A 23,036-nucleotide genomic window follows, 5' to 3' on the forward strand; every position below is an offset into this window, starting at 1 on the left:
CCTTTCGGCAGTGCCCTTTGGATGCGATGGTATGACCGGCGCAGACAGGTCAAATGCCTATGGACGCCACGCAAAGGTGCGTTTACGACATGGGCTGAAATGGCTTCCCCGAACAGACAGAGATCCCCTGTGGGAGCGGGCTTGCTCGCGAATGCGGACTGACATTCAACACATGCGTTGACTGACACGACGCCTTCGCGAGCAAGCCCGCTCCCACAGGGGGTTAGGTGATTGCCTGACGTAGCGCGAGCAGCAGCAGGAAGTGCACCGGATAAAGCGCATACGCCCAGCGCCGCATCGGCGGCGGCTTGAGACGACCGGCATGTCGCAACAGAAGCACGCCAGCCAGCGGCGCAATCAGACAAGCGGCAATCCCGAAAATCGCCGCGCCATTACCCATCTGCGCTGCGGCATACAGCACCTGCCACTGATTTGCCGCCACGCACACCAACCCCGGCAACAGGCTGAAATACCAGGGCCGGCGGATCACCAGCAGCATCGCCAGCGGCAACAGCACACCGAAGAAACCGAACATCAGTCGTTCCGGAAATAGCACCGCGATTAAAACCGCAGCGACTGCCAGCAGTCGCGATTGCAGCGTTCGCTGTTGCCAGCCACGCGCCACCAACAGCCCCAGAGCCAAGGTGGGCATCACGTTCAACGTGTCGGGATCAGGAATGAACAACCGGTAGGGGATTTCGCTGATTACGCTAAACAGAATCAACCAACCCACGTAGCGCCACTGACTGCCAGTTGTGGCTGTACGCGCCCGAGACAGATTCGCCGCCACCGCCAGGCAGAACCACGGAAACGCCAACCGTCCCGGTACATATAGAAAATCGACGGAGTAACCGACATATCGCAGGTGATCGAGCACCATGCTCAGCAGCGCCAGCCACTTGAGCAAATCCAGCGCGCCGTCCCTTTGCGTCATGTGCATAATTGCCCGTCAACTGTGTGTTTTTCTGACAGCATCATCGCGTGTGCTCCCCGGACGATCTTCGGTAAAGTGCGCACCATCATTGACCACAAGACGCTTCACCATAAGGGTCTTGAACACGGAATCAGGCCATGACCGATAAGAGCCAACAATTTGCCAGCGACAACTATTCCGGTATCTGCCCTGAAGCCTGGGCAGCCATGGAACAGGCCAACCACGGCCACCAGCGCGCTTACGGCGACGATGAATGGACCGCTCGCGCGTCCGACGATTTCCGCAAACTGTTTGAAACCGACTGCGAGGTGTTCTTCGCGTTCAACGGCACTGCGGCCAACTCGCTGGCGCTGTCGTCGCTGTGCCAGAGTTACCACAGCGTGATCTGCTCGGAAACCGCCCACGTCGAAACCGACGAATGCGGCGCGCCGGAATTCTTTTCCAACGGTTCCAAACTGCTGGTCGCTCGCACCGAAAACGGCAAGCTGACCCCGGAATCGATCCGCGAAGTGGCGCTCAAACGCCAGGACATCCACTACCCGAAACCTCGCGTCGTGACCCTGACCCAAGCCACTGAAGTCGGCAGCGTCTACACCCCGGAAGAAATCCGCGCCATCAGCGTCACCTGTAAAGAGCTGGGCCTGAACCTGCACATGGACGGCGCGCGCTTCTCCAATGCCTGCGCGTTCCTCGGTTGCTCTCCGGCGGACCTGACCTGGAAGGCCGGCGTCGATGTGTTGTGCTTCGGCGGCACGAAAAACGGCATGGCCGTGGGCGAGGCGATTCTGTTCTTCAACCACAAACTGGCGGAAGACTTCGACTACCGCTGCAAACAGGCCGGGCAACTGGCTTCGAAGATGCGCTTCCTCTCGGCCCCGTGGGTCGGCATCCTGGAAAACCACGCCTGGCTCAAATACGCCAAACACGCCAACCACTGCGCACAACTGCTGGCAGAACTGGTCAGCGATATCCAAGGCGTGGAACTGATGTTCCCTGTGCAAGCCAACGGCGTGTTCCTGCAACTCTCGGAACCGGCCATCGCCGCACTGACCGCCAAGGGCTGGCGCTTCTACACCTTCATCGGCAACGGCGGCGCCCGCTTCATGTGCTCGTGGGACACCGAAGAAGAGCGCGTACGCGAATTGGCGGCAGACATCCGCGAAGTCATGTCCCGCTAAGCAGCAACCCGATCCCCTGTGGCGAGGGAGCTTGCTCCCGCTCGGCGGCGAAGCCGTCGTAAAACCAGCCAATGCGGTCTGCCAGACAGACCGCATTCTCAGCAGTTGGGGCCGCTTCGCAGCCCAGCGGGAGCAAGCTCCCTCGCCACAGTGACCGCGTATACCTGAAGACTTCGTCTACATTGTCTGGCGAGCCATTCCACTTGCTCAGAGAATAATAATCAGGAGCGCACGCATGTCCTTACAAGGCAAAACCCTGTTCATCACTGGTGCCAGCCGTGGCATTGGGCGCGAGATTGCGCTGCGGGCCGCGCGGGACGGGGCCAATATTGTGATTGCGGCCAAGAGTGCCGAGGCGCATCCCAAGCTGCCCGGTACGATTTTCAGTGTGGCCAAGGAAGTCGAAGACGCAGGCGGCAAGGCGCTGGCGTTGCAGGTGGATGTGCGCGATGAAGTCGCGGTGCGGGAGGCGCTGGCCCGGGCCAATGAGCATTTCGGTGGGATTGATGCACTGATCAACAACGCCGGGGCGATCAAGTTGACGGGGGTTCAGCACATTGAACTCAAGCGCTTCGACCTGATGCATCAGATCAACACCCGTGCGGTGTTGTTGTGCAGTCAGGCGGCCCTGCCTTATCTGAAAAAATCCAATGGCCATATTCTCAACCTGTCGCCGCCGCTGAATCTGGCGACGAAATGGTTTGCGCAATACAGCCCCTACACCGTGACCAAATACGGCATGAGCATGCTCACGCTGGGGATGAGTGAGGAATTCGCCAATTACGGCATCAGCGTTAATTCGCTATGGCCGCAGACGATGATCGCCACGGCTGCCATCGAGTTTCAGCTTGGCTCGCGGGAATCCTTTAAACATGCGCGAACGCCGGCAATCATGGCGGATGCCGCGCACATCATTCTGGACAGCAATGGCCGCAGCATCACCGGGCGGTTGTTGATTGATGAGGAGATTTTGCGGGAACACGGGGTGACGGAGTTTGCGGGGTATCGGTTTGAACCGGATTCTACCGACAAGCTGATGCCGGATCTGTTTGTCGACTGAATATCCACAACACCCTGTAGGAGCTGTCGAGTGAAACGAGGCTGCGATCTTTTGACTTTGATTTTTTAAAGATCAAGATCAAAAGATCGCAGCCTCGTTTCACTCGACAGCTCCTACACAGCTCCTACAGGGTTATTGGGCGGCTATCAGAACTCGATCCGCACATCGCCCTTCGGCACGCTGCAGCACGACAGGATGTAACCCTCGGCTTCGTCTTCCTCGGTAATCCCGCCGTTGTGGTCCATCTCGACCTCGCCGCCCAGCTTCAACACCTTGCACGTCCCGCAAATCCCCATCCCGCAGGCCTTCGGAATCAGCAAACCAAGCTTGGCCGCCGCCGCATGCACGGTTTCACCCGGAGCCACACGAATGCTCTTGCCGGACGAGATGAATTCGACCTGATGCAGGTCCGCCAGATCGACTTCCGGCGCATCGGCAGCGATTTCGGCTTGTTCCACCGCATCGGCACGGGCTTCCGGTGGCGTGGCGCCGAAGGATTCCTCGTGATAGCGGGACATGTCGAAGCCGGCCGCTTCGAGCATGCGTTTGACCGCGTTCATGTACGGCGTCGGGCCGCAGCAGAACACTTCGCGCTCCATGAAGTCCGGGGACATCAGTTCGAGCATCTTGTGGTTCAGGTAGCCGCGATAACCGGCCCACGGCTCGCCCAGACCGTGTTTCTCACAGATCAGGTGCAGGCTGAAGTTGTCGATCCGCGACGCCATGTGTTCCAGCTCGCGGTGGTAAATGATGTCTTTGGGCGAGCGGGCGCTGTGGATAAACACCATGTCGACGTTGCCGTTGGTGTCGTAGAACCAGCGCGCCATGGACATGACTGGCGTGATCCCGACACCGCCACTGAGGTACAAGACTTTCGGCGCAGTGAAGTCCATGGCGTTGAACAGCCCGACCGGCCCGTGCACCGCCAGCTCCTGGCCTTCATGCAGGGTGTCGTGCAGCCAGTTGGAAACCTTGCCGCCCGGTACGCGCTTGATCGTCACCGAAAAGCTGTACGGCACCGACGGCGAGCTGGAAATGGTATAGGAGCGCATGATCGGCACGCCGTCGATTTCCAGCTCCAGGGTCACGAATTGCCCGGGCTTGAAGAAGAACAGGATCGGCTGATCGGCCATAAAGCAGAAGGTGCGCACGTCCCAGGTTTCCTGGATGACTTTGACGCAACGGACGATGTGTCGACCATTGGCCCAGGTCTGGGTGGTTACCGGATTCAGGAAGCTGTTGGACATGCTGTTCTCCACCGCCGATGGTCGGCCTTATGTTGGCGATTCTGCGTATAGCGCGAGCCACCCATTTACCTATCTGCGACATTCACATACTTATCGCGACCAGCCCCCAACTACCGGGGGTTGCGCGTCGGGAACAGATTGGGCCATGTCGCCCATGGATAAGGTTCTGGCGTGCGCCGGCCCCACACTCGCTCCACACAACGACAGATTCTTTACACCTTGCGTAGCAAACCTGATTAGCCACTTTTCGCCGGCCACACAGAATGGCCTTGAGGATCAAATCGATGGACGTCACCGCAAATATCAGCCTGGGCGATCCGCTGGAACCCGCACGCAAGGCCACCGCGCAGATGCTGCAAGAACGCGAGCGCACTTTCTCGCTGCCGCAGCCGTTTTACTCTGACGAGCGGCTGTTTGATATCGATATGCAGGAGATCTTCCAGAAAGAGTGGTTGATCGCCGGCATGGCTTGCGAAATCCCGACCAAGGGCAACTACCTGACCCTGCAAGTCGGCAAGAACCCGATCATCGTGATTCGCGGCGCCGAAGGCGTGATTCATGCGTTCCACAACGTTTGCCGTCACCGTGGCTCGCGTCTGTGCACCAGTGAAAAAGGCAAAGTCGCCAAACTCGTCTGCCATTACCACCAGTGGACGTATGAGCTGGACGGTCGCCTGCTGTTCGCCGGCACCGAAATGGGCGCCGACTTCGACATGAAGCAATACGGCCTCAAGCCAGTGAACGTGAAGACCGCTGGCGGCTACATCTTCATCAGCCTGTCGGAGAACCCGCCAGCCATTGATGACTTCCTGTCTACGCTGAACCATTACATGGAACCGTACGACATGGAGAACACCAAGGTGGCGATTACCACCACCTTGATGGAAAAGGCCAACTGGAAACTGGTGCTGGAAAACAACCGCGAGTGCTACCACTGCAACGCGTCGCACCCGGAACTGCTGAAAACCCTGCTGGAATGGGACGACGTCACCGACCCGCGCGCCGACCAGGCGTTCAAGGACCACGTCGCCGCCTCTGCCGCTGCGTGGGAAGCCGAGAAGATTCCTTACGCCCACGCCAGTTTCGGCCTGCGTAACCGCATCGTGCGCATGCCGCTGCTCAAGGGCACTGTGTCGATGACCCTCGACGGCAAACAGGGCTGCGCCAAACTCATGGGCCGGATCAAGAACCCGGACCTCGGTTCGATGCGCATCCTGCACCTGCCGCACTCGTGGAACCACTGCATGGGCGACCACATCATCGTGTTCACCGTGTGGCCGATCAGCGCCCAGGAAACCATGGTCACCACCAAGTGGATCGTGCACAAGGACGCGGTTGAAGGCGTGGACTACGACGTGGACCGCATGCGTCAGGTCTGGGACGCGACCAACGACCAGGACCGTCGCCTGGCCGAAGAGAACCAGCGCGGGATCAACTCCACCGCGTACCAACCTGGGCCTTACTCCAAGACCTACGAGTTTGGCGTGGTGAACTTTGTGGATTGGTACAGCGAACGTCTGTTGAACAATCTTGGGGCCGAGCCTGCGCCTTACCTCAAAGGGGTTCCGGTTCAGGGCTAAAGACTCGGTTGACCTCTTCTGCACTAAACGAAAAAGGGCGCATGCGCCCTTTTCTCGTTGCTGCCGATTCAAATATCCAGACTGTCCAGATATTGCCGGGAGCCTGTTTTCGCCTGAACTTCTGGAGGAACCAGGTTGGCCGGGATCAGCATGATATTTTCCCGGATGTTTTTTTCGCCCAACTTATCAATGATTTGTTGCCTAATGCTGGCGTAGCTTGATTCTATCAACTCGGCCCTGAACGAACTGACACTGACATTCCCCAACAAGTCCTTGACCGCAAACTTCTGATTAAAGATATCCGCCGTCACCGACTCCGACGTCTTGAAATAAACACTGCAAACAGACAATCGACTACCCGCATGAACGACGCTGATTTGCAGATTAACCACAGACACCGTTTGCGGCACAGGGGATTCTTGTCCAGAAACGAGTTCGGTATGCGTCTTGGCATTAAACAAAACCGATGGCGCACTGGACTCAGGCAAATCGAGCCATAGACCGATACTCTCTTCAATACTATCAACCAAGTCCCGATCCAGTGTCTTGAAGAATGTCGCCTCCAATACTTTCATCACAGTAAGTGAGCGAACAAGTGCGGGAATAGGGTAGCTGATAGAACTATGATTAATGAGTTGCCAAAACATATTCCCCAGCGCCGTTCGATAAAAATCCAACCACGCAGCCGGATCAATAAAACGCGATGTGAATTTCTTATCTGCGGCCATTTGGCATAACAGATTTGAATGAAAAACATCTTCGACCACCGTCTGGTTTGTGACCGAAGGTGTGGCTGATATTAAATTACCTGAAACGACATAAGTTTCGGCGGCAGGTAAAGTCATGGCAAATCGTCCTTGAATAATGATGACGTTAAAGAAAGCAAGCCCGACGAATGATCGTCGGGCCGCTATCAGGTCAATTAAATGTCGAGGTCTTTGACAAAGTTCTTCGCGTTATCGCCGAGCTTATCAATGACGGCCTGGCGTACCTGTTTATACACCGACTCGTTCAGGACGATCTGCTGTGCGGCCCGATACATCCTTGAACTCGACGAACTCCAGTGCCAGAACAGGAAGCTCCCGGTTTGCACGGTGGTGGTCGCGTTGACGCAGGTCAGCACCATGATCACGTTGCCGCCCGCATCCTGGGCAACCGGCAGAATCTGGAAGGTCCCCGTGCCGCTTTTGGTGCTGCTGTTATCAAAGAGCTTGAGTGCACCTTGATTATTTGGGTTGTTCTTCAAGGCCGTGAAGGTTTGAGACACCACCAGATAAAGAGCCGACTCCGGTGCAACGACCTGGGCAAGAATTTCCAGAACAACCTGGTCCATCGTCACATTTGTATTGGTTGGCTGAAAATCCGAGTATGCGGTCGCTACACGACCCCAACCGAGATTCGCCAGGCCGTCGGTATAAAACTTGAACCAATCTTCTTTCTGTTTATCCGGATCAAACTTTTTGTCGGCCGCCAGTTGCATCAACAATGTGCTGTTTTGTACGTCATCCCTGGCTTGGTTGGTGAGCCCGGACACAAAGGAAACAACACTTCCCTTCACAACAGCGGCGCCATTTTCATCAGCATTTGCACGAACAGTGGCTGACAATTCGCGGGCACTTACTCCCCTCGCCTCCGGAATATCAAGGTTGGAAATCCAGGCCAGACGTTCTACATGAGATTCGATAACAGTCATGACAATGCTCCATATTGTTAAGAAGTTAGTTACGCACGCTTCTACCGCAGCCGAGTCGGCAGCCCCACTAATGCACCACGCACACAGGCAGCGAGCGGTTCACTACGGGCCATATTTATTCAACTTAAATAATTGAAACTCGCCATCGGTTTTTGACGGCAACTATTGTTTCAAGCCAGCGGCAGGAAATATCGGAGAAAGCGCGGTATGCAAACGAGGATCATGCGGTAAGTTTCCATTCTCTATCTCCTTGAGAATTGCGAGTACGCAGTGGGAATCCTTCCAATGCTTTTTTTGCAAGTGATAGTAAAGTCCCGGAGTAGTGAGCTGTCAATGTGCCTTTATAGACTCATAGGAAGTTATCTTCATTAATTTCAGGGAGATTGGCGATAACTTCAGCGGTGGCTGCGCGCCAGTGTCATAAGCACCGATCCACAGCACCGCCAAAGCATTCTCCACGCCTCCTATAGGCGGGAAGACCACCGCACACTCCCATCCTCACCGATAAACGTCTCTTCGATGTTCTCCCCAACCAACCGCACCTTCACATAACCATTCAACACCCGCAGCGGGTACGCCTCATCCTGCGCATTCTGGGTTTCCGACCACAACACCCGCGAATGTCCATCCAGTTCACTGGCGTTGCCATACGGAATCGCCCCATGCCCGGCACACCGCGCATGCAGCCTGCCCTGAGCGGCGTAGCAGATGCCGTTGTGCAAATGCCCCCAATACCAATAATCCGGCTCACGGCCCAAGGCATCACACACCGTTTTGAACAGCGCCGTGGTGTTGTGCCCGGAGATATCAAAGCCCTGATGGTGACTGAGCACCATGATTTTCTTGCGCTGGGGCAGGTCTTTCATCCAGGCGATCTGTTCCTTGTTCAGCGTGCCATCCATGTACAGGTTGATCGCGTCCGAGGCATACGCGCTGTCGAGCCCGATCACCACCCAGTCGTCGTTGTACAACGCGAAATAACTGGTGCCCTGCTGCGCCGGGAAGCGCTTGGCCAGTTCCTTGTAGTAACCATGGGCGCCGCTGTACATCTCGTGGTTGGAATTGAGCGTGAACGAGCCGTGCTTGCCCATGGGCCAGCCGACCATGTCGACGTCTTCCTGGGAGTGCGTGCCGGCGTAATACACATCCCCCAGGTGAATGGTGAAGTCCGCCTGGGCCAGTTGCATCTGGTTGGCCACCGCGACCGCCGGGGCGTGGCTGTCGAACGGTCCCGTGCCCCAGTCGCCGGCAATTGCCAAGGTCACGTCGCTGTCCATTTTCATCAGCGCTGGAGTGGTCGCGAACGGCGCGTGATGCCGAAGGTTTTCGATCCACTTGAGCAGCGCCTCGCTCCACAACAAATCCAGCAGTTCCCATTTGCGACAACCGAGCAGACTGCCGTCCTTGAGCAACCGGGTTTGCAAGTCGTCGGTGGATTGCGGCAACGGCGTGGCGTTGCCGATGTGCAGGATCGACAAGCCGTGGGACAACTCCCACGGCACGCTCGGTTCATCGTCCGGCAAGTCGCCGTGCTTGAGCACGTATTGCGCCTGGTCGTGGCCGCGCTGCAGCAGCGCGACAATGGCCTGGAATTCCTCGGGTTCCAGTTCGCTGATGAGTTTTTTCCACGACATCTCCAGTCGCGTGTACAGCCCGTGCAAGCGCACTTTGACTTTGTCGTACTCATGTTCCCAATGACTGACTAATGACATGTTGGCATTCCTCCATCCGTAGTGGGATCACAGGGTTTTCATGAATTCGATGAGCGCCCGTTTATCGATGTCCGACAGCTGCGTGCCATACAGATGGCCGCTGTTGTGGTTGCCTTCCAATCGTGTGTCGTATTTGAAATCCGCCGAAGCTTTGGCCTGCGCGCCGCTGGTGACGAAGCCGACCTTTTCCTGGTCGTAGACGTCAGACCCGGTGAAGAACACCTGCGGCCGCTGTTCCGGTGGTTGCAGCAAGTCCCACAGCGTCGGCACCGAACCGTTGTGCAGGTATGGCGCACGCATCCAGATGCCGTCGGTGGGGGTGTTGCTGTAGCTCTGGGTCTTGCGATAGGCGTTGAAGTCGAACGGCGGTTTCTTGAAGCCGTGGAACGCGGTCACCAGACCGGTGGTGAACGAGTCCAGCCGATGGGGATCGGTGCCCAGTTCTTCGATGTTGGTGGTGACCTGGCCGGTGTCGGTGCGGCCGAATTCATGGCAACCGGCGCAGTTTTTGTCCCAGATCGGTTTGCCCTGGGCGACCTTGGCCTGATCCAGCCCCCACGGCCAGGCTGGTGGTTTGGTGCCGAGCAACCAATTGGTCACGCGGTTGAAGCTTTCCGGCAGCACCGATTCCGGCGTCGCACCTACGGCCATCGCCGCCGCGTAGTTGCGCTCGTGAATGTCGTTGTTGTTGCCGTCCCAGTGCAGGTACAGCGACTCCCGGGGTTTCTGGTTCCAGACTTGCGGCAAGTCCACGGTGCCGATGGTCGAGTCATCCGGAAAGCCGAACACCACCATTTTGGTCGGGTTGAACGTGTCGGTGCGCCCCGGTCCTTGAGGTGGACGCAGCTTCTGCCAGGCGTAGGCCTGTTTCTGCGCGAGCAGCGCGCTCTTGGCCATCGGGATGATCAGGTAGCGGTTGTACAGTCGCTCGAAAAACCCGAGCTGGAATTTGCTGTTGATCGCGGTCATCACCGCGTCGGTGGTGAATTTCGGGTCGCTTGCGCAATCGTAGGCGAACCACTGGAAGGCCTGGAGTTGCAGGGTATTGGCCGGCGCGGTGGCGACCGGTGTGGCGACGTCGCCGGCATTCGCGCGGTAGGAACCGGTGTGGCACAGGGCGCAATTCGGCTCCACGGTCGGGTAGCCAATCTGCCGCTTGGCCATGCCGATGGGCAGGTCCTTGCCGTTTTCGAAGAGGAAGCCGAACACTTCATAGCCGCCGGGTTTCGGCAGTTTTTCCGGGCACATCTGCGGCAGCACGGCGAACAGGTAATACGGGATCCGCGCTTCAATGCCGAGACCGATGGCGGCGTATTTGTAATGGTCTTCGTCGGAGGCATATTTTTCCGCCGGCACCACCCGCAGCATCTGGTACCAGGTTTCATAACCAATAAACCCGAGCACCAGCACCACGATCAGCGTGCCGACCCTGAAGCCGTGGCTTTGCCAGTGCAGCGCCCAACCCGCGCGCCATTCTCGCCAACCGTCGCAGAGCAACGCCAATGGCCGGGTGGCCGGCGTGGTGCCGAGGTACAGCAGGATCCCGAGGATCAGGAACATGCTCAGATCACCGAGGAACATCGGCACGAACACCGTCGCCTGGTTACTGGTATTGATCAGGTAGATCCAGAACGCCACGGCGATCAACCGCGACAGCACGCACAACCACGAATGCACCACGAAGCGCGGCGCGTTGAAACCCGATGGCATGTAGAACACGCTGATGCCGACCAGCAACATACCGGCGTTTTCCAGCCAGGGATCGGAGAGTTGCGGCGGCAGGCCGAGCATCGACGTCAGCAGCGCCGGGGCGAACAGGGCCGGCAGCGCGAAGAACATATTCATCACGATGCCTAGCCAGATGAAGCGTTGAAACCAGCGGATGTAGCTGTCCATATCATCCATTTCCTTTTTATTCCGGAACACCGCAAGCAGTGGAGTGCACACAATCCCTGTGGGAGCGGGCTTGCTCGCGAAGGGGCCGTCAGCTTCAACATCACTGTTGACTGACCCACCGCTTTCGCGAGCAAGCCCGCTCCCACAGGGGACTTGTGCTAGCCGATAGCGGTTTTTTCCAAGTGTTGCAGGATGATCGGGTACACATCGACCACCGCGTCCTTGCCGAACATGCAGTCGATATGGCCATAGCCCGGCACCACTTGCCGGCTATAGCGTTCCGGCCCATGCACCTTGCACACCCGCTCGTAGGTCTTGAGCGTGCTTTCTGGCAGGTAGCACTGGTTGTCCGCACCGCTGATGAAGCAGATCGGCATGCTCAGCCGATCGAAATGCGACATGTAGACGTCCTCGCCCTTGAAGTTCACCAGATGACCTTTGCGCACGATCAGCGCCAGGTGTTCGAAGGTCTGCATGTTCGATTCGCCGAACAATTCATGCAGGTTGTCGTGCAGGGTTTCGTTGAGGGTGTCGTGGCGATACAGCGACGCGTACATGAAGGTGATGCGGTGGCACACCGGGTTGGTGCAGTAGCCCTGGGCTTCGATCCGGGCGTAGCCGTTGAGGGCTTTGTCGTAGAGTTTGTTGAACCAGTTTTCCTTGTTGTCGGCGTAGGCCGTGAGGGATTTGACCCCGATCGCATCGAGCATCCCCGGCAAGTGCAAACCGGCCTTCAGGCCTGTCGCAGTGGCCACCACGGTATCCGCCGCAATCTGCGAACAGACCACCGAGCGCACACCTTGCAACCCGGCCAGCAGCGACATAAAGAACGTCGTTGCGCCGTAGCAATGCACCACGCATTGCACGTCTTTCGCCTGGGTCGCTTGCTGGATCTGCGCGATGGCCGCCTTGAAGTCGTACTGGGCGATCTGGTCGCCATTCCATTCCTTCTTGCTCGCAGGCAGCAGGATGCTCACCCGCAAATCCAGCAGCCACACGTCGTACTCGTGCTTGCACAGGAATTCCAACAGGTTGGTCTGAATGGTGTCGGTGGAAAAAATGTTCGAGCCCACGCCCAAGCCATGCACCAGCATCACCGGGCCTTTGCTGCCGCCCTGATATCGGGTCAGGCGCAGTTCGACGTTGTCCTCGGTCTGGAAGAAATGCACGCTCGGTGGCGGCGCATCCAGTGGCCGTTTCAGCCGTGGTGGCGCATCCGGATTGAAGTAGATATCGCCCGCGAACACCCCGCCGTAGCTCTCCCATAGGATGCCAGCGAAGAACTTGCCGAAGCGCGCCAACCCTTCGATGCGCTCGCGCTCGTTGCGCGCATTGAGCACCTTCATGGTGGTCATTTGCTTGGCGAAGTCGGTCGGGTGGATGTGCATCACGCCGGAGCCAATTACCGCGCCAGTCTTGTCCGGCCCGTTATACAGCGTGACGTAGAGGGTGCTGGTGTCGTGCCAGATGTTCAGCACGCCGTTGTCTTCGGGCACGGTTTTGAAGGCGCTGAAGAAATAGTCGTGACCGTCCTCGGCGGTCAGTTTCATGTCGTACTTCATGTGGCGCACGCCGACCTGTTCTTCGTACTGCTCGAACAGGTTGAACACACCGTTGCTGGCGGTCAGCGGTTGCGGTGACAGCCCAGGCGCATTCAGCGTGCCAACCAGCGTCGCGGCGTGCTCCGGCTCCTTGATCATGCGGTTGAGGTCGTTGGCGGTGATGGTCAGGGTGAATTCGATCGGCGAGTTTTCCGATTCGCCACGTTTGGCCGCTGCTTCATACAGTGGGAGATCGGTGCCTTGTGGCTGGGTGAAATCCTTGGAAAAGAAACCCTTCATGGTTTCGGTGAACTGCACGCCAAGGGTCGGCGGCGTCACTTGTTTGCGCGGTGCCGATGGCAGCGTGTAATCAATCGTCCAACCGCGATCAGCCGCCAGTAATCCCATGTTGCGCTCGCTCACCGCCGAGATAGTCAGCAGCGGATTGACCGCCAGGGACGTCGGGATCACCGCGCCGTCAGTCACGTACAAACCGGCGTACACGTCGGTGCCACTGGCGCCACTGAACACTTGGCCCTTGTGGTTGACCACGCCCTGCCCCGCGTCCTCACCCATCACGCAACCGCCCAACGGGTGGACCGAAACGATGCTGTGCTTGAGCAGTTTGGTCCAGATCGGATTTTCGACCCATACCCCGCCCAGCGCCTTGGTGCTGAGGTGCAGACGCTCATTGCCGAGCTTGACGTTTTCTTGCTCGCCAACGCCCGGCCAATCGATGCGCAGCTGATCCTTGCTGTCGAGCACCATGCGGCCCTTGCCGTCGTCGTGACTCATGATCAGGTACGTCTGCATGTTGTGCAGCGCGCCGTAATACGGGCCACGCAGGAAGCTTTCGGCTTCGCGTTCCTTGTACTTCAACTTGCCAGTGAAGCTGTCGTCAGTGGCTTTGCCGATCAGCTCGGCGAACCCGGCCATGCTCGGCACCATGGGCCGACCGAGGGCGCCGGGGATCGAGCCTTCTTCGATAACCATGCGGCTGCGCCAGTCGCCTTCGGTGCGCATGTCGATGATCGAGGTGATGCACGGGCCGACCGGCTGCAGTTCCTTGGCCGGGTGCGCGCCGAAACCGATGCCGTTGATCGGCTGTTCGCAGTTGTGGCCGAAGCCGAGAATGTCACCGTTGCCGCTCATGTTTTCGCCGAGCTGGCTGGACGTGGACAAGCCTTTGTCACGGGAGCGCAGGAGGATTTCGGTAGAGCCCAAGGTGCCGGCGGAAACGACCACAATGTCGGCTTTGACGAACAGCGTCGGCGCCGAGAACTTCTCGCGGCCGCTGTCCAGGTATTGGAAGTGCACGATCCAACCATCGCCGTCGCGCTCCAGATGCCGCACTTCGGCCTGGCAGAAAATCTCCGCGCCGTGGTTCCAGGCGTCCGGCAGGTAGTTCATCAACGTGGTGTTCTTGGCCTTGTTGTTACAGCCAGAGACGCAGTCGCCACAGTGGTTGCACGGCAGTTGTTCGACGCCGACGTGGTTGAGGTTGTTCGGCAGTTTGTCGAAGGTCACGTTGATCGGCGGTCGGTAGAAGTGCGCGCCTTGCTTGAGGTAATCCGCCGATTTTTTGTTGGCTTCGAGTTTGGGCAATACCGGTGACGCGCTCGGATATGGATTGGGCTTGAGCATTTCCCGGGCCCGGGCGTAACCGTCCTTGAGCAAGGTGTCGCGATGTTCACGCACTGCGAGTGGCCAGCGCGGGTCGTCGAATACGCCGGGTTCCGGTTCCAGGGCGACGTTGGCGTTGATCAGCGACGTCCCGCCGAGTCCGCACCCAACCACTACGTTCTGCTGGGCGTTGACGTGCAGGTCGAACAACCCGGTGCGCGAGCCGATGTGCCCGTCCGGGTCATGCACCTGCAATTCTTCCGTGGCCGCGATCATCGTGTTGGGGTACTCGCCGGGCTGCATCTCCCGGCCACGCTCCAGCAGGCAAACCCGCTTGCCGGCCCGGGACAGGCGCGAAGCCGCGATCCCGCCGCCATAGCCGGAGCCGATGACGATCACGTCGTAATGTTCCTTGATGTCGCTGATGGGCGTTGCGATCCGGGTCATGGGTCTTTCCCTCTATCAGGCGGATGGGGCAACTCTGCGGTTGCCTGCTTTCAACGGACGAACGAGTACCTGGCCACCGAACGGATTCGGCGGCAGCAAGCGGTGTTATCGAAAAGAGTCAGGCGCTATAGACGCGCACGCTGATTGGCGGCACGGCGATGGATTCGCTTTCGCAGCGAAGTCGCGACGGCCGGGACGCAGGTCGAGCAGGGAATGGGGTGCGAGCGGTGTGTCTGGCTATCCATCACACGTTCTCCCTGAACCAGATGTGGATAAGTTGCGGCTGTCCTTGGTAACTGGTTAGTGAAGACACGCGTCAGTTTGAAGTCAAGGAAGCGCCTTAGAACTGTATGAAATCTGATCTATTGCGTTCGGCGCTATAAACGGCGTGGCTTGCAGCGTTTAGCGAACAAGTTATCCACACCTCCACCCACAGCTAATGGGGACAAGTGTGGGTTTTTACGAAAACTTGATGATAAATAATGAAGAAAAACCGTGACTTATCCAGAAGCAGGGTTTGCGGGGGTGATTGGGTGTTTTTTGATCAGCGGCTTGTGAAGCACGGTTTGTATGGGCTGTAGAGGATGGCGAACAGTTTATCCACAGAAGCGCCAACAGACTTTGGGGGCAACTTTGGCGTAACTATGGAAAACCGTGGGGAGCCTTGATAAATCGGGGTTTACGAGGGGTTTAATGGTTTAAAACGGTGATTTGAGTGTTTTTTGATCAAGCACCTGACAAGCCCGGTTTGTATGGCCTGTAGCGGACAGCGAACATCTTATCCACAGAAGCGCCAACAGAGATTGGGGGCAAGTATTGGCTCGCGAGCAAAGTTATCCTCGAGAAAAAGCTCGAAAAAACCGTAGGTTAGGCTGGTTGTTTTTTGTACGAAGGCTTGCAGGGCCTGGTTTGTATGGGGTGTAGCGAGGGGTGAACATGTTATCCACAGAAGCGCTAACAGGGATTGTGCATAAATCCACAAACGTCTTATGTTCCTCTACCTGTAGGAGCAGAGCTTGCTCGCGAAAGCGGTATATCAGGCAACAATGATGTTGAATGTCTGTCCGTCATCGCGAGCAAGCTCGCTCCCACAGGGGTCCTATGTCGATCACAAATGGTGTGCACACCGCCTACCCATTGTGGGAGCGAGCTTGCTCGCGATAGCGATAGGTCAGGCGACAACAATATTGAACGTGACGGCCTCTTCGCGAGCAAGCTTTGCTCCTACAGGGGGTTTGGTTCGGCTTTACGGGCGATACATCAGATACGCCTCCCCCGTCACCCGAATCATCGGATGCGGCGTGATCTGGCAGGTATCCACAACCCGAAACCCATGCCGCTCATAGAACCGCCGCGCACCGGTGTTGGCGGCGTAGTCGATCAGGCTCAGGCCATTAAGGCCCAGCTGATTGGCACGGTCGTAGGCGTAAGCGAGGAATTGCTGGCCCAGGCCCTGATTGCGCCAGCCCTCATGCAGGGCCAGGCTCGAAATATACAGGGTGTCGGGGATTTCCATCGTGGCGTACGGCGCCAGCACCGGATCGGTGACGGGTGCGGCCTCGGGATCATGGCGCATCACGTAGCTGTGCAACATGCCAACCACGTTGCCTTCGGCCTCGGCGATCAGGCAGTTTTGATATGAAAAATCCACGTCGTCACGGGCGTAGCGACTGGCGCCGACATCCAGCAAATCCTGGCCGGGCTGCGCCAGCTGGCTCCAGATGTAATCTGCCGCGCCTTCTGATGAAATCTGAAACAAGCGAGCAATCTCCCGCGCATCCGAGCGCAGGGCCGAACGAAATTCCACTGCCATTGCTTTCCCCTGTGGGAGCGGGCTTGCTCGCGAAAGTGGACTGACATTCAACATTGATGTCAGCTGACACACCGCTTTCGCGAGCAAGCCCGCTCCCACATTTTTAGATAGGTGTTGGTGATCGGTTAGCGAACCACGCCTTCTTCGATCAGCAATTTGAGGATGGCTTCAGCCCCCGCTTGCGCCGTCACGCCTTTGAGCACTTGCCCACCGCCACCACTGGCCTTGGCTGTCGCGGCTTTCATGCGATCCGCGCCGCTCTTGGCCTTGATCACTTTCAGGCGTTTAGGCCGTGGCTTGGCCGGTTGCAGGGTCGCGACCGCCAACAGTTCATCGTCGATGACTTCGACTTCATCAGCCTGCAACACCCCGCGCCGCGCCGGGCCGTAGGCACTTTGCCGAGGCTTCGGCGCAGCGTTATCCACAGTCGCCAGGAACGGCAGCCGCACTTTCAAGCGACGACGCTGACCACGGGGCAAGGCTTGCAGCACCAGGGCCGAATTGCCGTCGATGGATTCCACCTGAGCCAGCCCCACCACCAGCGGCCAGCCGAGGCTTTCCGCCAGCAGGAACGGCAACATGCCCGAGCCTTCACCGGTTTCCGCCTGGCTGCCAGTGAGCACCACTTGAGCCCCGGCGTCGCGCAAATACGCAGTCAACGCCGGCAATGCGTCGGCGCCTTGCGGTTGTTCCAGCACATGCAGTTGTTCGAGGCCCATGCCCAAATAGGCACGCAGCGCCGGTTCCGCGACGTCGCCGGCATGCAGCACTTGCAGGTTATCCCCAGCCAGTTGCAGGCCCAGTTCCACGGCGCGCGCGTCCTGCTCGGCGCGGCGGGGCCGGCCGGAGGTCGGGTGGGCGCCGATGGACACCAGGCTGATGACGTTCGTACTCATGACCTTTTCCTTCCCTTAAGCCGCATCGCGCTTGGCGTCGTTGCGATAAGCCGCCATCGCATCGATCAAGGCTTGAAGAATCTCGGCGCTCTCGCCGATCACCGACAGGTCGGCCCGTTTGATCATGTCGCAGCCCGGATCGAGGTTGATCGCCACCACCTTGTCGCAAGCACCAATGCCTTGCAGATGCTGGATCGCCCCGGAAATCCCCACGGCCACGTAGACCCGTGCGGTGACCCAAGTGCCGGACGCGCCGACCTGACGGTCGCGAGCCATGAAACCATCGTCCACCGCCACCCGGGATGCACCTTCGGTCGCGCCCAACGCTTCGGCGGTCCTGTGGAAAAGTCCCCAGTCCTTGACCCCGTTGCCGCCGGAGAAGATGAACTCCGCTTCGGCCATCGGAATCGCCGCCGGGTCCACCGCCACCGCGCCCAAATCCTCGATGCGCGACAGACTGCGCACCACGGCTGTGGATAACTCCACCGGCAAGGCTTCGTGGCGGGTTTCGCTGACCGGCTCGGCACACTCGACGGCAGCCAGGATCAAACGTGCAACCGGGCGGGCAAGGTCTTGCAAGCCAGCACCGGCGCGGCCGATGCATTCCTGATCCTTGACCTGCCAGACCCGCGTGGCCGGGCGTTCGCCGAGTGCAGCGGCAAAGCGCCGACCGAGTTCGCCACCGCCGCTGCGACTGTCAGGCAGCAACCAGTGACGCGGACTGAACTGGTTATCCACAGCCCGCAGGCCCTGCACCCGTTGTTCCGGTGCATAACCGCTGAACTGATCGCCCTCAAGCACCAGCAAGCGGTCGACGCCTGCGGTGGCGAAGGCGTTTTCTTTATGTTCGCCAAAGACCACGGCCAACACCGCGCCGTCCTTGCCCGCCAGTTGATGAGCGAGGCCGAGCAAATCACGGTCGTGGCTGCTCAAGCGGCCACCGACCATGTCCGGTACGACGCTGATGTAAAACGCCGGCGCCGGCACTTGATGCAGCGGCAATTGCACTTCAACAGCGGCGGAACGTTTGGTCGCCCCACCCTGTTGCGCGCCACTGCGGTCGATGCGCTTGATGCCGTTGGGGCCGATAAAACCAATGCCATGCAGATTCTTGCGGATGACGCCGTTCGGCCCCATCCAGCTGTGCTGCGCCGGTTGCATCGCCGCGTGCAGCGGGTGCAAGCGGTTACGGGCAATCCATTCGGCGCGGGGGTCGCGGCGGATAATGTCGCTCATCAGTGGGCCTCCGCAGGTTCACGTTTGGCCGGGGTGCTTGGCTTGCTCGGCGCAGCGTCTTCGAGCAACGCGTCGGCCACCAGTTCGGCGATGTCCTTGATCAGCGGACGCGGTTCGACCACGCCTTCGAGCATCGCGGTGCATTGTGGGCAACCCACTGCCACCAATTCGGCACCGGTTTCGCGGATGTCGTCCATGCGCATGTCGGGGATCCGTTGCTTGCCCGGAATGTCGGTGATCGGCGCACCGCCACCACCGCCGCAGCAGCGCGAGCGGAAACCGGAGCGTTGCATTTCCTTCACTTCGATGCCGAGGGCACGCAGCACTTCGCGCGGTGCCTCGTATTCACCGTTGTAGCGCCCGAGGTAGCACGGGTCGTGATACGTCACGCTGCTGCCTTTGTGCTGGCCGAGGTTCAGGGCGCCAGCGTCGATGATTTCGGCCATGTAGGTGCTGTGGTGCTGCACGAGGTAGTTGCCGTCAAAGGCGCCGTATTCGTTTTTCAGCACATGGAAGCTGTGCGGGTCGCAGGTGACGATGCGATTGAAGCTGTATTTGGCCAAGGTCTGGATGTTGCGTTTGGCCAACAACTGGAAGGTTGCTTCATCGCCCAGACGTCGGGCCACGTCACCGCTGTCGCGTTCTTCAAGACCGAGCACCGCGAAGTCGACTTTGGCCGCCTTCAGCACTTTGACAAAGGCGCGCAAGGTGCGCTGGTTGCGCATGTCGAAGGCACCGTCGCCGACCCAGAACAGCACGTCGACGGACTTCTTCTCGCTCATCAGATTCAGGTTCAAATCCGCCGCCCAGTTCATCCGCCCACCCGGCGCAAAGCCGCCAGGGTTGTCGGTGGCGATCAGGTTTTCCAGGACTTCGGCGCCCTTGTTCGGGGTCGCGCCTTTTTCCAGGGTCAGGTGACGGCGCATGTCGACGATGGCATCGACGTGCTCGATCATCATCGGGCATTCCTCGACGCAGGCGCGGCAGGTGGTGCAGGACCACAGGGTTTCGGCATCGACCAGACCGTTGACGATCGGTTGATGCGGATTGCCAGCGTGTTCGCCAATGGCTTTGCCCGGATACGGGCTGCCGGCGAAATTGGCATCGGTGCCGCCAGCGAGGCCGACCACCATGTCTTGAATCAGTTTTTTCGGGTTCAGCGGCTGGCCGGCGGCGAACGCCGGGCAGGCTGCTTCGCACTTGCCGCACTGCACGCAGGCGTCGAAGCCGAGCAGTTGGTTCCAGGTGAAATCCTTGGGGTTTTCCACGCCCAGTGGTGCGGTCGGGTCGTTCAGGTCCAGAGGTTTCAAACCGGTGGAACGGCCCCCACCAAAACGTTCAGCGCGACGGTGCCAGGCCAGGTGCAGCGCACCGGCGAAGGCGTGCTTCATCGGCCCGCCCCAGGTCATGCCGAAGAACAACTCGCTAACGCCCCACAACACACCGACGCCCAGAATCGCCGCCACCAGCCAACCGCCGAAGTTTTCCGGGAGGATGCCGGCGACCGGCAGGGTCAACAGGAAGAAACTCGCGGAGAACGCCAACAGGCTTTTCGGCAAACGCATCCATGGCCCTTTGGAAAGACGAGCCGGGGGATTGCGACGACGCAAGAACATGAAGATCGCACCGACGAACATCACCGCCGAGGCAATCAACAGAGCAACGCCGAGGATTCGACTGTGCAGGCCGAAACCGTGCACCAGTATCGCCAGCACAATGGACGCCACCGCACCACCGGCCGTGGCGACGTGGGTGTTGGCGATGTATTTATCCCGCGCCACCACATGGTGCAAATCGACCATGTAGCGCTTGGGCATGGCGAACAGGCCGCCGATCAGGTCGACCTTCGAGGCACGGCCCCGGCGCCACATAGCCACCCGCCGCAACGCGCCCAGGACAGCCAGGCCCAAGGCAGCGAACAACAGGATTGGAAGAAGGGTGTTCAACATAGGTGTTGCTCCCAAAGACCTGGGGTCTTGCAGGTCTAGATGCCTTGCTCGATTCCTGTGGGAGCGGGCTTGCTCGCGAAGGCGGACTGACATTCAACATCGATGTCGACTGACCCGCCGCTTTCGCGAGCAAGTCCGCTCCCACAGGGTTATCCACAAGCCGTTAGAAATCCTTGCACAACCGCAGGGCGTCGTAGATCGCCGCGTGGGTGTTGCGCTGGGCCACGCAGTCGCCGATGCGAAACAGCAAGTAGCCGTCACCCGATTGGCTCAGCGAAGGCTGCGGCTTGATCGCGAACAAGGCTTCGATGTCCATCTGGCCCTTGTTGCGCGACGCGTCCTTCAGCGCGTAATAGATTTCTTCGTCCGGACGCACGCCGTTTTCGACGACGACCTGGTCCACCACCCGCTCCTCTTTGGCGCCGGTGTATTCGTTTTCCAGCACCGCCACCAACTTGTCGCCTTCGCGGTAGACCTTCTCCAGCATCATGTCCCCGGTCATGATCACTTCTTTCGGGTACATGCTGCGGTAGTAGGTCGGGAACGACGTACCGCCGATGGCCACGCCCGGCTTGATGTCGTCGGTGACGATCTCGACCTGGCTGCCCTTGTCGGCGAGGAAGTCCGCGGTGGACATCCCGGTGAACTCGCAAATGGTGTCGTAGACCAGCACGTTCTTGCCCGGCGCAACTTTGCCGTCAAGGATGTCCCAACTGCTGACCACCAGGCCTTCCGCCGCGCCCCAGTGTTCGTTCTGCTCCAGGAATGGATGACCGCCAACGGCAAGCACCACCACGTCCGGACGCAGGTCGAGAATGGTCGCCGCATCGGCCGCCACGCCCAGGCGCAGGTCGACTTTCAAGCGCGCCAGCTCCAGTTGGAACCAGCGAGTGATACCGGCGATCTGGTCCCGTTGCGGGGCTTTCGAGGCGGTGGTGATCTGCCCACCGATAAATTCTTTCTTCTCGAACAGGGTCACGTCGTGGCCACGTTCTGCCGACACACGAGCGGCTTCCATCCCCGCAGGACCGGCACCGACCACCACGACTTTGCGTTTCACACCGATCGACTTCTCGATGATGTGTGGCACGCCCATGTATTCACGGGAGGTCGCGGCGTTCTGGATGCACAGCACGTCCAGACCTTGGTACTGACGGTCGATGCAGTAGTTGGCGCCGACGCATTGTTTGATCTGGTCAACCTGGCCCATTTTGATCTTGGCGATCAGGTGCGGGTCGGCGATGTGGGCGCGGGTCATGCCGACCATGTCCACGTAGCCGCCTTCCAGAATACGGGTCGCCTGGTTCGGGTCCTTGATGTTCTGCGCGTGCAGCACCGGAGCCTTCACCACTTCCTTGATACCGGCGGCCAAATGCAGGAACGGCTCCGGTGGATAACTCATGTTGGGGATAACGTTGGCCAGGGTGTTGTGGGTGTCGCAACCCGAACCCACCACACCGATGAAGTCGATCATGCCGGTGTCGTCGTAGTACTTGGCGATCTGCTTCATGTCTTCGTGGGACAAGCCGTCCGGGTGGAACTCGTCACCGCACAAACGGATGCCGACACAGAAATCCGGGCCGACTTCCGCCCGCACAGCCTTCAATACTTCCAGGCCGAAACGCATGCGGTTCTCGAAGCTGCCGCCCCATTCGTCGGTACGCTTGTTGACTCGCGGGCTCCAGAACTGGTCGATCATGTGCTGGTGCACGGCGGACAGTTCAACGCCGTCCAGGCCACCGGCCTTGGCCCGCGCCGCAGCGCTGGCGTAGTTACCGATCACCCGCCAGATTTCTTCCGGCTCGATGGTTTTGCAGGTCGCGCGGTGCACCGGTTCACGGATGCCCGATGGCGACAGCAGGGTTGGCCAATGCTCGCCGTCCCAACGCGAGCGTCGGCCCATGTGGGTAATCTGGATCATGATCTTGGCGCCATGCTTGTGCATGGCGTCGGCCAGGTTCTGGAAGTGCGGGATGATCCGGTCGTCGGCCAGGTTGACCGATTTCCACCAGCCTTGCGGGCTGTCGATGGCCACGCTGGAGGAACCGCCGCAAATCGCCAGGCCGATCCCGCCCTTGGCTTTCTCTTCGTAATACTTGACGTACCGGTCGGTGGTCATGCCGCCGTCGGTGGCATACACCTCGGCGTGCGCGGTGCTGAGCACGCGGTTGCGGATGGTCAGTTTGCCGATCTGGATCGGCTGGAACATTGCTTCGAAAGCCATGGCGGGT

At 59.1% G+C, this 23,036-nt stretch carries 15 protein-coding genes; 3 read left to right on the forward strand and 12 right to left on the reverse strand.

The features are described from left to right. Positions 1 to 223 precede the first annotated feature (223 nt). Positions 224 to 940: a TraX family protein gene (locus tag ACWIKB_RS00575; protein WP_475264899.1), complete on the reverse strand. Its 717-nt coding sequence runs from the start codon at positions 938 to 940 to the stop codon at positions 224 to 226. A gap of 131 nt (positions 941 to 1,071) precedes the next feature. Here ACWIKB_RS00575 and ACWIKB_RS00580 point away from each other — a divergent pair, with 131 nt between their 5' ends. Then, positions 1,072 to 2,112 carry a threonine aldolase family protein gene (locus ACWIKB_RS00580; protein ID WP_475264900.1) on the forward strand — a complete coding sequence of 347 codons (1,041 nt, stop codon included), beginning with the start codon at positions 1,072 to 1,074 and terminating at the stop codon, positions 2,110 to 2,112. Positions 2,113 to 2,347: 235 nt separating this feature from the next. Next, positions 2,348 to 3,172, forward strand: a complete 825-nt coding sequence (locus tag ACWIKB_RS00585) for an SDR family oxidoreductase (protein ID WP_475264901.1) — start codon at positions 2,348 to 2,350, stop codon at positions 3,170 to 3,172. 146 nt (positions 3,173 to 3,318) lie between these two features. On the opposite strand, the gene gbcB is transcribed toward ACWIKB_RS00585, so the two are convergent. After that, positions 3,319 to 4,419: a glycine-betaine demethylase subunit GbcB gene (gene gbcB / locus ACWIKB_RS00590; RefSeq protein WP_475264902.1), complete on the reverse strand. Its 1,101-nt coding sequence runs from the start codon at positions 4,417 to 4,419 to the stop codon at positions 3,319 to 3,321. Positions 4,420 to 4,703: 284 nt separating this feature from the next. On the opposite strand from gbcB, the gene gbcA reads away from it, so the two are divergent. After that, the gene (gbcA, locus tag ACWIKB_RS00595) at positions 4,704 to 5,999 is read left to right on the forward strand and encodes a glycine-betaine demethylase subunit GbcA (protein ID WP_475264903.1); all 1,296 of its coding nucleotides are present in this window, start codon (positions 4,704 to 4,706) and stop codon (positions 5,997 to 5,999) included. 68 nt (positions 6,000 to 6,067) lie between these two features. On the opposite strand, the gene ACWIKB_RS00600 is transcribed toward gbcA, so the two are convergent. The 10 genes from ACWIKB_RS00600 to dgcA form a co-directional block, all read right to left on the reverse strand. Then, positions 6,068 to 6,844 (reverse strand): hypothetical protein, encoded by a 777-nt coding sequence (locus ACWIKB_RS00600; protein WP_475264904.1) that lies wholly within the window; start codon positions 6,842 to 6,844, stop codon positions 6,068 to 6,070. Positions 6,845 to 6,921: 77 nt separating this feature from the next. Continuing rightward, complete coding sequence (locus ACWIKB_RS00605) at positions 6,922 to 7,692, reverse strand: hypothetical protein (RefSeq protein ID WP_475264905.1); 771 nt, start codon at positions 7,690 to 7,692, stop codon at positions 6,922 to 6,924. A 464-nt stretch (positions 7,693 to 8,156) separates the two neighbouring features. Continuing rightward, entirely contained in the window at positions 8,157 to 9,404 is a 1,248-nt protein-coding gene (locus ACWIKB_RS00610) for a metallophosphoesterase family protein (protein ID WP_475264906.1), read from the reverse strand. Between the two features lie 27 nt (positions 9,405 to 9,431). After that, the gene (locus ACWIKB_RS00615) at positions 9,432 to 11,300 is read right to left on the reverse strand and encodes a c-type cytochrome (RefSeq protein WP_475264907.1); all 1,869 of its coding nucleotides are present in this window, start codon (positions 11,298 to 11,300) and stop codon (positions 9,432 to 9,434) included. A 158-nt stretch (positions 11,301 to 11,458) separates the two neighbouring features. Continuing rightward, positions 11,459 to 14,911, reverse strand: coding sequence for a GMC family oxidoreductase N-terminal domain-containing protein (locus tag ACWIKB_RS00620; RefSeq protein WP_475264908.1), 3,453 nt, complete (start codon positions 14,909 to 14,911; stop codon positions 11,459 to 11,461). A 1,246-nt stretch (positions 14,912 to 16,157) separates the two neighbouring features. Beyond that, a complete protein-coding gene (locus ACWIKB_RS00625) occupies positions 16,158 to 16,724 on the reverse strand; it encodes an N-acetyltransferase family protein (protein ID WP_475264909.1) in 567 nt (188 codons plus the stop codon). Positions 16,725 to 16,849: 125 nt separating this feature from the next. After that, the gene (gene etfB / locus ACWIKB_RS00630) at positions 16,850 to 17,620 is read right to left on the reverse strand and encodes an electron transfer flavoprotein subunit beta (RefSeq protein ID WP_403022794.1); all 771 of its coding nucleotides are present in this window, start codon (positions 17,618 to 17,620) and stop codon (positions 16,850 to 16,852) included. Positions 17,621 to 17,635: 15 nt separating this feature from the next. Further along, positions 17,636 to 18,856, reverse strand: a complete 1,221-nt coding sequence (gene etfA / locus ACWIKB_RS00635; RefSeq protein ID WP_475264910.1) for an electron transfer flavoprotein subunit alpha — start codon at positions 18,854 to 18,856, stop codon at positions 17,636 to 17,638. After that, a complete protein-coding gene (gene dgcB, locus ACWIKB_RS00640; protein ID WP_475264911.1) occupies positions 18,856 to 20,805 on the reverse strand; it encodes a dimethylglycine demethylation protein DgcB in 1,950 nt (649 codons plus the stop codon). Before dgcB ends, etfA begins: the two co-directional genes overlap by 1 nt. 163 nt (positions 20,806 to 20,968) lie before the next feature. Beyond that, positions 20,969 to 23,029, reverse strand: coding sequence for a dimethylglycine demethylation protein DgcA (gene dgcA / locus ACWIKB_RS00645; protein ID WP_475264912.1), 2,061 nt, complete (start codon positions 23,027 to 23,029; stop codon positions 20,969 to 20,971). Between the last annotated feature and the right edge of the window lie 7 nt (positions 23,030 to 23,036).

Source organism: Pseudomonas sp. 5Vm1k (assembly GCF_056161485.1).